Annotated in this window: 8 protein-coding genes and 1 pseudogene; 8 read left to right on the top strand and 1 reads right to left on the bottom strand. The window is 38.3% G+C overall.

Going from position 1 to position 6,627, the window contains the following annotated elements; translation table 11 throughout:
- The 5 genes and pseudogenes from K0A91_RS10415 to K0A91_RS10435 form a co-directional block, all read left to right on the top strand.
- Nucleotides 1–174 (top strand): annotated as a pseudogene (locus tag K0A91_RS10415) (chemotaxis protein); the annotation flags it as partial.
- Nucleotides 174–1,466, top strand: a complete 1,293-nt coding sequence (locus K0A91_RS10420; protein WP_295010126.1) for a peptidase U32 family protein — start codon at nt 174–176, stop codon at nt 1,464–1,466. The pseudogene K0A91_RS10415 and the gene K0A91_RS10420, both read left to right, overlap by 1 nt.
- 44 nt (nt 1,467–1,510) lie before the next feature.
- Nucleotides 1,511–2,008, top strand: a complete 498-nt coding sequence (purE, locus tag K0A91_RS10425) for a 5-(carboxyamino)imidazole ribonucleotide mutase (RefSeq protein ID WP_295010127.1) — start codon at nt 1,511–1,513, stop codon at nt 2,006–2,008.
- 154 nt (nt 2,009–2,162) lie between these two features.
- The gene (locus K0A91_RS10430) at nt 2,163–2,633 is read left to right on the top strand and encodes a DUF3972 domain-containing protein (RefSeq protein WP_295010128.1); all 471 of its coding nucleotides are present in this window, start codon (nt 2,163–2,165) and stop codon (nt 2,631–2,633) included.
- A gap of 103 nt (nt 2,634–2,736) precedes the next feature.
- Complete coding sequence (locus K0A91_RS10435) at nt 2,737–3,594, top strand: ARMT1-like domain-containing protein (RefSeq protein ID WP_295010129.1); 858 nt, start codon at nt 2,737–2,739, stop codon at nt 3,592–3,594.
- Nucleotides 3,595–3,652: 58 nt separating this feature from the next.
- On the opposite strand, the gene K0A91_RS10440 is transcribed toward K0A91_RS10435, so the two are convergent.
- Entirely contained in the window at nt 3,653–4,099 is a 447-nt protein-coding gene (locus K0A91_RS10440) for a DsrE family protein (protein WP_295010130.1), read from the bottom strand.
- A 149-nt stretch (nt 4,100–4,248) separates the two neighbouring features.
- On the opposite strand from K0A91_RS10440, the gene glyQ reads away from it, so the two are divergent.
- The 3 genes from glyQ (at nt 4,249) to K0A91_RS10455 (ending at nt 6,541) form a co-directional block, all read left to right on the top strand.
- Nucleotides 4,249–5,130 (top strand): glycine--tRNA ligase subunit alpha, encoded by an 882-nt coding sequence (glyQ, locus tag K0A91_RS10445; protein WP_295010131.1) that lies wholly within the window; start codon nt 4,249–4,251, stop codon nt 5,128–5,130.
- 81 nt (nt 5,131–5,211) lie between these two features.
- Entirely contained in the window at nt 5,212–6,087 is an 876-nt protein-coding gene (locus tag K0A91_RS10450; protein ID WP_295010132.1) for a DNA adenine methylase, read from the top strand.
- Nucleotides 6,077–6,541 (top strand): hypothetical protein, encoded by a 465-nt coding sequence (locus tag K0A91_RS10455; protein WP_295010133.1) that lies wholly within the window; start codon nt 6,077–6,079, stop codon nt 6,539–6,541. Before K0A91_RS10450 ends, K0A91_RS10455 begins: the two co-directional genes overlap by 11 nt.
- Nucleotides 6,542–6,627 lie beyond the last annotated feature (86 nt).

Genomic DNA, 6,627 nt, shown 5'->3' on the forward strand with positions numbered 1-6,627 from the left:
GAGCGTGTTATAAACGTTATGCGTGCACTCTCTAACTACATGAACTCTCTTTTTGAGGGCAGAATAGCAGATGAGAAAAGAGTCTCCTCAGCACAGCACATTGTCGGCGATACACACAACGAATTAGCATCTAATGAAGATATAGAAGCTCTTTTGGCACAATTTTCAAAATAATGCAAAAGGTAGAACTGTTATCTCCTGCGGGAACATTAGAAAAATTGAAAATTGCTATTGACTTCGGTGCCGATGCCGTTTATGGCGGGGTAAGCCACTTTTCTCTTCGTATACGTTCAGGCAAAGAGTTTAGTATGGATGAGTTTGCGGAGGGGATTGAGTATGCACACTCACGGGGCAAAAAAGTTTATGCGACACTAAACGGCTTTCCTTTTAACTCTCAGCTAAACCTTTTAAAAAAACATATTATAGCTATGGCGGATTTGGGACCCGACGCTTTTATAGTCGCAACTCCCGGCGTGCTTAAGCTATGCCATGAGTTAGTACCACACATGCCTCTTCACCTCTCAACTCAGGCGAATGTTATGAACGTGCTTGATGCGAAAGTTTACTACGATATGGGAGCAACACGCATTATTACGGCAAGAGAGATATCGCTTCGCGATTTGGTAGAGATAAAAAAAGAGCTTCCTGACTTGGAGCTTGAAGTATTTGTGCACGGTTCGATGTGTTTTGCCTACAGCGGGCGATGTCTTATCTCTACTCTTCAAAGCGGACGTGTTCCAAACCGTGGAAGCTGTGCAAATGACTGCAGATTTCCTTATGAGATGTACGCGGCAAACCCAGAGACTGGAACACTGTTTAGACTTGAAGAGGATGAGGGTGTCGGAACCTACATTATGAACTCAAAAGACCTTAATCTTGCTTCGCATGTAAAAGAGATTTTAGACAGTGGTGCTGTTGATTCTCTCAAAGTTGAAGGGCGTACAAAAACCGCTTATTATGCGGCGGTTACGGCAAAAGCTTACAGAATGGCGATTGATGATTACTACAACGGAGTAAATGACGTAGAGAAGTATCAATATGAACTTCAATCTCTTCAAAACCGCGGTTATACCGATGCATATCTTATCTCAAGACCTTTTGAGAAACATGATACGCAGAGCCTTGACTTTACAATGCAGCTGGGTACGCATCAGGTAAGCGGAGTTGTAAATGAAGAGGGCACGCACTTTTTATGCAAGTACAAAACTCTGCCAAATGACGAGCTTGAGATAGTCGCTCCGCTTGGCTCCATCATAGAAATTGTGGATAACGAGATAGGTACAACTTACGAGCGTGAGGGAAAAATTTATATGAAGCTAAAGCAGCTGTTGGCTGAAAATAAGAAAATTTTGAGTGAGGTTCACAGCGGAAATTTAAACCCGATAACGCTGCCGACAAAACTTCCGCCATATACTTTTTTGAGAATTCCCGCAAATTCTGATATGGGAACATATCCGAAAGCTTAATAAGCTATGATATAATCGCCAATCAAAAAAAAGGAAGATAGTATATGAAATTTGTTTCAATTGTAATAGGCAGTAAAAGTGATTATGAGATAATGAAGTCTTGTTCAGACACACTTGAGGCGTTTGGTGTGCAGTATGAAATGATTATCTCTTCAGCTCATCGCTCTCCTGAGAGAACAAAAGAGTATATAATTACGGCTGAAAAAAAAGGCGCTCAAGTTTTTATAGCGGCTGCCGGAATGGCTGCGCACTTAGCTGGTGTTTTATCTTCTAAAACAGTTAAGCCGATTATCGGAGTTCCAATGAGCGCATCTGCTCTTAACGGTATTGACGCTCTTTTATCTACGGTTCAAATGCCTGCTGGAATGCCTGTTGCTACTGTAGCCATAGGAAAAGCAGGAGCGATAAACTCTGCTTATTTGGCTATGCAGATACTTGCACTTGACAATGAAGAACTTGCTATCAAGCTAAAAGAAGATCGCATCGCAAAGGCTAAAAAAGTTGAGATGGATTCAATGGAGATAGAGACGATTCTATCGTAATAAATAGAAAATAAATTGTAAACGACACTAGTGTCGCGGGCTTCCCGCCGAGGGAAACTAAGCGTTAGCGTAGACAAAGGAATTACTTCCTTTGTCGTTATAAACAATACGCAAAAGTTCTCTTGAATTTATGAAATAAATTAAAGGAATGGCTATGAAGTGGATGAGCGACGAAGAGTATATGGAACTAACCGGTCTTGATATATCTGCTATTGATGATTTGGCAGATAGGGGAAAACTTACTCTCAAAGTTGAGGATGGGGTGCGATATATAGACCCGTCAAAAGGTACGAGAGAAGTCGTTCCTGCCCAACTTAAAGAGCTCTCTGCTCATAACACCAAAGAGATGGTTGTCCAGCCTCAGTTTGTAGAAAAAACAATAGGCACCATCATAAACCTTCATGAAAAAGTTCTTGATGCAAAAGATGAAACTCTCAAAGCCGTGCGCGTTGAGAATGAGTTTTTAAGAGAGGCTCTCGGCTCTTTGCAAGAGCTTTACGATGAAGACAGAACAACGATACACACGCTTCAAGAGCAGCTAAAACTTTCACAACAAGAAGTTGAGTTTATGAGAAGAAAATATAAACTTATGTGGAACAAGGCTATCGAAGAGCACACTACATGATAGTCTATAATGAGCAAAGCCCATTATAACGGCAGGGACTAAAGTCCCTACAACCCCCTAAAGCTACAAAACGAAGTTTTGAGAAATAAAAGGTTTATAAAATATGACTATCGATGAAGCCTGTGTAGGCTGTATAATAAACCAGAGCGTTAAGGTCACAAATGCTATTCACGCATCTTCCTCTCTTGCAGATGAGTTAATATCTACCGTTACTAAGATGAGTGAGAGCTTCTCTTATGATGATACTCCTCCCGAAATTGCATCCTATGTTTATGAAAAAATGGCGCTTATTGCCAATAAAACAGATTTGTATGATGAAGTAAAAGAACTCTCTACAAAAAAAGCGCTCTCTTTTGTTCCTCTCTTAAAAAAAGAGCTCTCAAACTCCAAAGATAAACTTTTAACTGCCACAAAAATCGCAATAGCAGGAAATGTTATAGACCTCGCCGCAGAGGTTGAGTTTGACTTACATGAGGAGCTTGAGAAGATATTTCATACCGATTTTGCGCATGACGATTTCGCTCTGTTTGAAGAGGAACTGAACAGTGCAAAGAGCGTTTTAATCGTCGGTGACAATGTGGGAGAGCATATTTTTGACTACATGCTCATAGAGACATTAAGCGAGCTTTACCCCGAGAGTAAATTTTACTATATGGTCAGAGGCAATCCTATTATAAACGATGTTACCATGAAAGAGGCTAAAGAGGCTGGATTTGAGAAGATATGCGAAGTGGTTGACAGCGGAGTTAATACACCGGGATTTACTTATTATCGAGCAAACGACTACTCAAGAGAGCTTTTTGACGGAGCCGATTTGGTTATAAGCAAAGGGATGGGAAACTATGAGTGCATGAGCCCATCACACAGAAGTGATATCTGTTTTTTACTAAAGGTAAAGTGCGTTGTAGTTGCCGCCTCTCTACAAAAAGAGGTCGGCGATATAATCTGCAAAATGTCTTGATAAAGTTTTAAAACTTAAAACACGCTCACTAAGGCTTCACTACGTTGCAGAAATATAATTACTCAAAAACCATTAGCGCATAGCCGTTGTTTTGGTAGGAGATTGTCTCAATAAAGCTGTTTGGCGATATTTTGACAGATGGAATCACGTCGCCCTCATCAATAGTATTTGCATTTAGACTCATAGCGCAAACAACTATTTCCACGCCCTTTTTTGCTAATTTTACAAGTTGTTTTTGAGATAAATCAATTGAAGCCAAATCCTTCTCATCTAAAACTATCTCATCATAATTTTTTGAAACTATCGGAGCACAGCCTCCATGGATAGTCATGGCAAACTTCGTCGTGTCGCCGTTTTTCTCAATCATGTCAATAGTTCTCTCAACCAACACCATACGACTCGCCACATACTGCATGTCGTTTGAGTTGCAGTTAAAAACCGCTTTGTACTCCTGAGCATTCAGGGCTGCAACAACAATAGAGAAAATAAAAAATATATGTTTCATGGCGTCAACTTTCATAATAAAATGTAGGTGTATTATAATAGGTAATTTTTAAAATAAACTAAACGAATAAAAAAGCAGCCTCGTTTTTTTGAATTATAAATTAAAGTATTGCTTTGTTATAATTGCGCAACTATTTACAAGAGGCTTTCATGATAACTTTTAGCGAGATGTTACTAAAACTACAAGAATTCTGGATGAAACAGGGGTGTAATATTGTTCAGCCCTATGACATTCCTGCAGGTGCGGGAACGTTTCATCCGGCTACATTTTTGCGCTCACTCGATTCTACTCCATGGTCGGTTGCTTATGTGGCACCGTCTCGCCGCCCGACAGACGGAAGATACGGAGAGAACCCGAACCGCTTGGGGAGTTACTATCAGTTTCAAGCACTTATAAAACCCTCACCCGACAACATTCAAGAGCTTTACCTAAAGTCGCTGGAGTATCTCGGACTTGATGTAAAAAACCATGATATCCGCTTTGTCGAAGACAACTGGGAATCACCGACACTCGGTGCATGGGGACTTGGCTGGGAAGTTTGGCTTAACGGCATGGAAGTGACACAGTTTACCTACTTCCAACAAGTAGGCGGCATAGAGTGCAATCCCGTAGCGGTTGAGATAACCTACGGAACAGAGAGGCTAGCCATGTACCTGCAAGGCGTGGATACTGTTTTTGACATAGTTTGGGGCGAAAATGAGCATGGAAAAACACTCTACCGCGATGTTCACAAAGAGGCTGAGATAGAGTTTAGCAAGTACAACTTTGAAGTTGCGGATACGGCGATGCTGTTCGCAGAGTTTAACGCAAAGAGTGAGGAGTGTTTAAAAACCATAGAAGCGGGACTTCCTCTTCCCGCATACGACCTATGTATGATGGCAGCAAACACTTTTAACGTACTAGATGCCAGAAAAGCCATCAGCCAAACAGAACGTCAAAACTACATTCTAAAAATCCGCGAACTATCCAAAGGATGTGCAGAACTTTACAAGGCTCAAGAAGTTGAAAGAAACAAGAGGGTTAAGGCGTAAATATATGACAATTTGTCATATATTGTAGATATTTAAAAATAATTTATTAGACTTTCGTTGATATAAACTATGGGAGAGAAGATGACCGCACCGTTAAACCAATCCAACTTTACAAAGTATCAGCCGTTTATAAAATGGGTTGGCGGCAAAAGAGGTCTGCTTTCTCAAATTATTCCGCTTATCCCAAAAGAGTTTAATAACTATTTTGAGCCGTTTGTAGGCGGCGGAGCACTCTTTTTTGAACTCTACTCGCTTGGACTTTTAAAAGATAAAAAAGTTTATCTATTCGATATAAACGCAGAACTTATCAACGCTTACAATGTTGTAAAAAAGAATCCATCAGAACTTATAAAAAATCTCAAAGAATTTAAAGAAAAACACTCCAAAGAGTTTTATTATGAAACCAGAGCTTGGGATAGAGATGAGAGTTTTTCACAAAGAAGCGAGATAGAGAGAGCTTCAAGATTTATCTATCTTAACAAAACCTGCTTCAACGGGCTTTATAGGGTAAATAGTAAAGGTTATCACAATGTACCTATTGGAAGTTACAAAAACCCAAATATTTGTGATGAACTTGTAATTTATAACGCAAGTGAAGCTCTGCAAAAAGCCACCATTTTAAATGCTTCATACAAAGATGTAACTCTACATGTCAAAAAAAATGATTTTGTCTATTTTGATCCTCCTTACTATCCGTTAACGCCTACGTCTAGCTTTACATCATATAGTGAATTCAATTTTTTAGATAAAGAGCAGATTGAACTTTTTGAAGTTTTTAAAAAGTTGGATAAAAAAGAGTGTAAGGTCGTACACTCAAACTCTGATACAGATTTTATTAAAGAACTTTATAGAGAGTTTGAAATTAGAAATATTCAGGCGAATAGATTCATTAATAGCAAGAGTAGTGGGCGTGGAAAGATAAGTGAAATTTTGGTAAGGAATAAAATTGAATTGTAATGGGTTTAGAGATAATTTTATTGTAGTTGATAAGGTAAATTGTTTTGTTCAAATAAATAATGGTAATTTGGAATCTAGCAGAAAGATAATAAGAGATGGTGTTGTAGATTTATTTAAAAATGAACCTGCCGGACAAGGAACAGGAGATTTGTCAACTAAAGCAATATATTGTGTAGAAAAAATAAATCAAGAAATTGTATATCTTAAAAGACCAGCAACACTTAATAATGGATTTGATTTTGAGATTCATATAAAAGCATTACAGTTTAATGGAAGAATAAAAAGCAGACCTAGACATCAAGACATTTTTGAATTATTAAATGTTTTAAAGATTAATGACTTTAATTTATTTAATCAAGTTCAAATAGTTATAGATGAGATTTATAATTGTGATGAAAAAAATATTAATATATTTGAGCCACTTGCAGATTCCCACAAACAACCAATAATTTAAGCTAATTTAAATTTTAAAAAGCCTTTTGAAATCGTGTAAATGGTATAATTTTTTACCAAAAAAACAATACAAAACATCAATCAAAT

The sequence above is a fragment of the Sulfurimonas sp. genome (assembly GCF_019429335.1).
Taxonomy (GTDB): Bacteria; Campylobacterota; Campylobacteria; order Campylobacterales; family Sulfurimonadaceae; genus Sulfurimonas.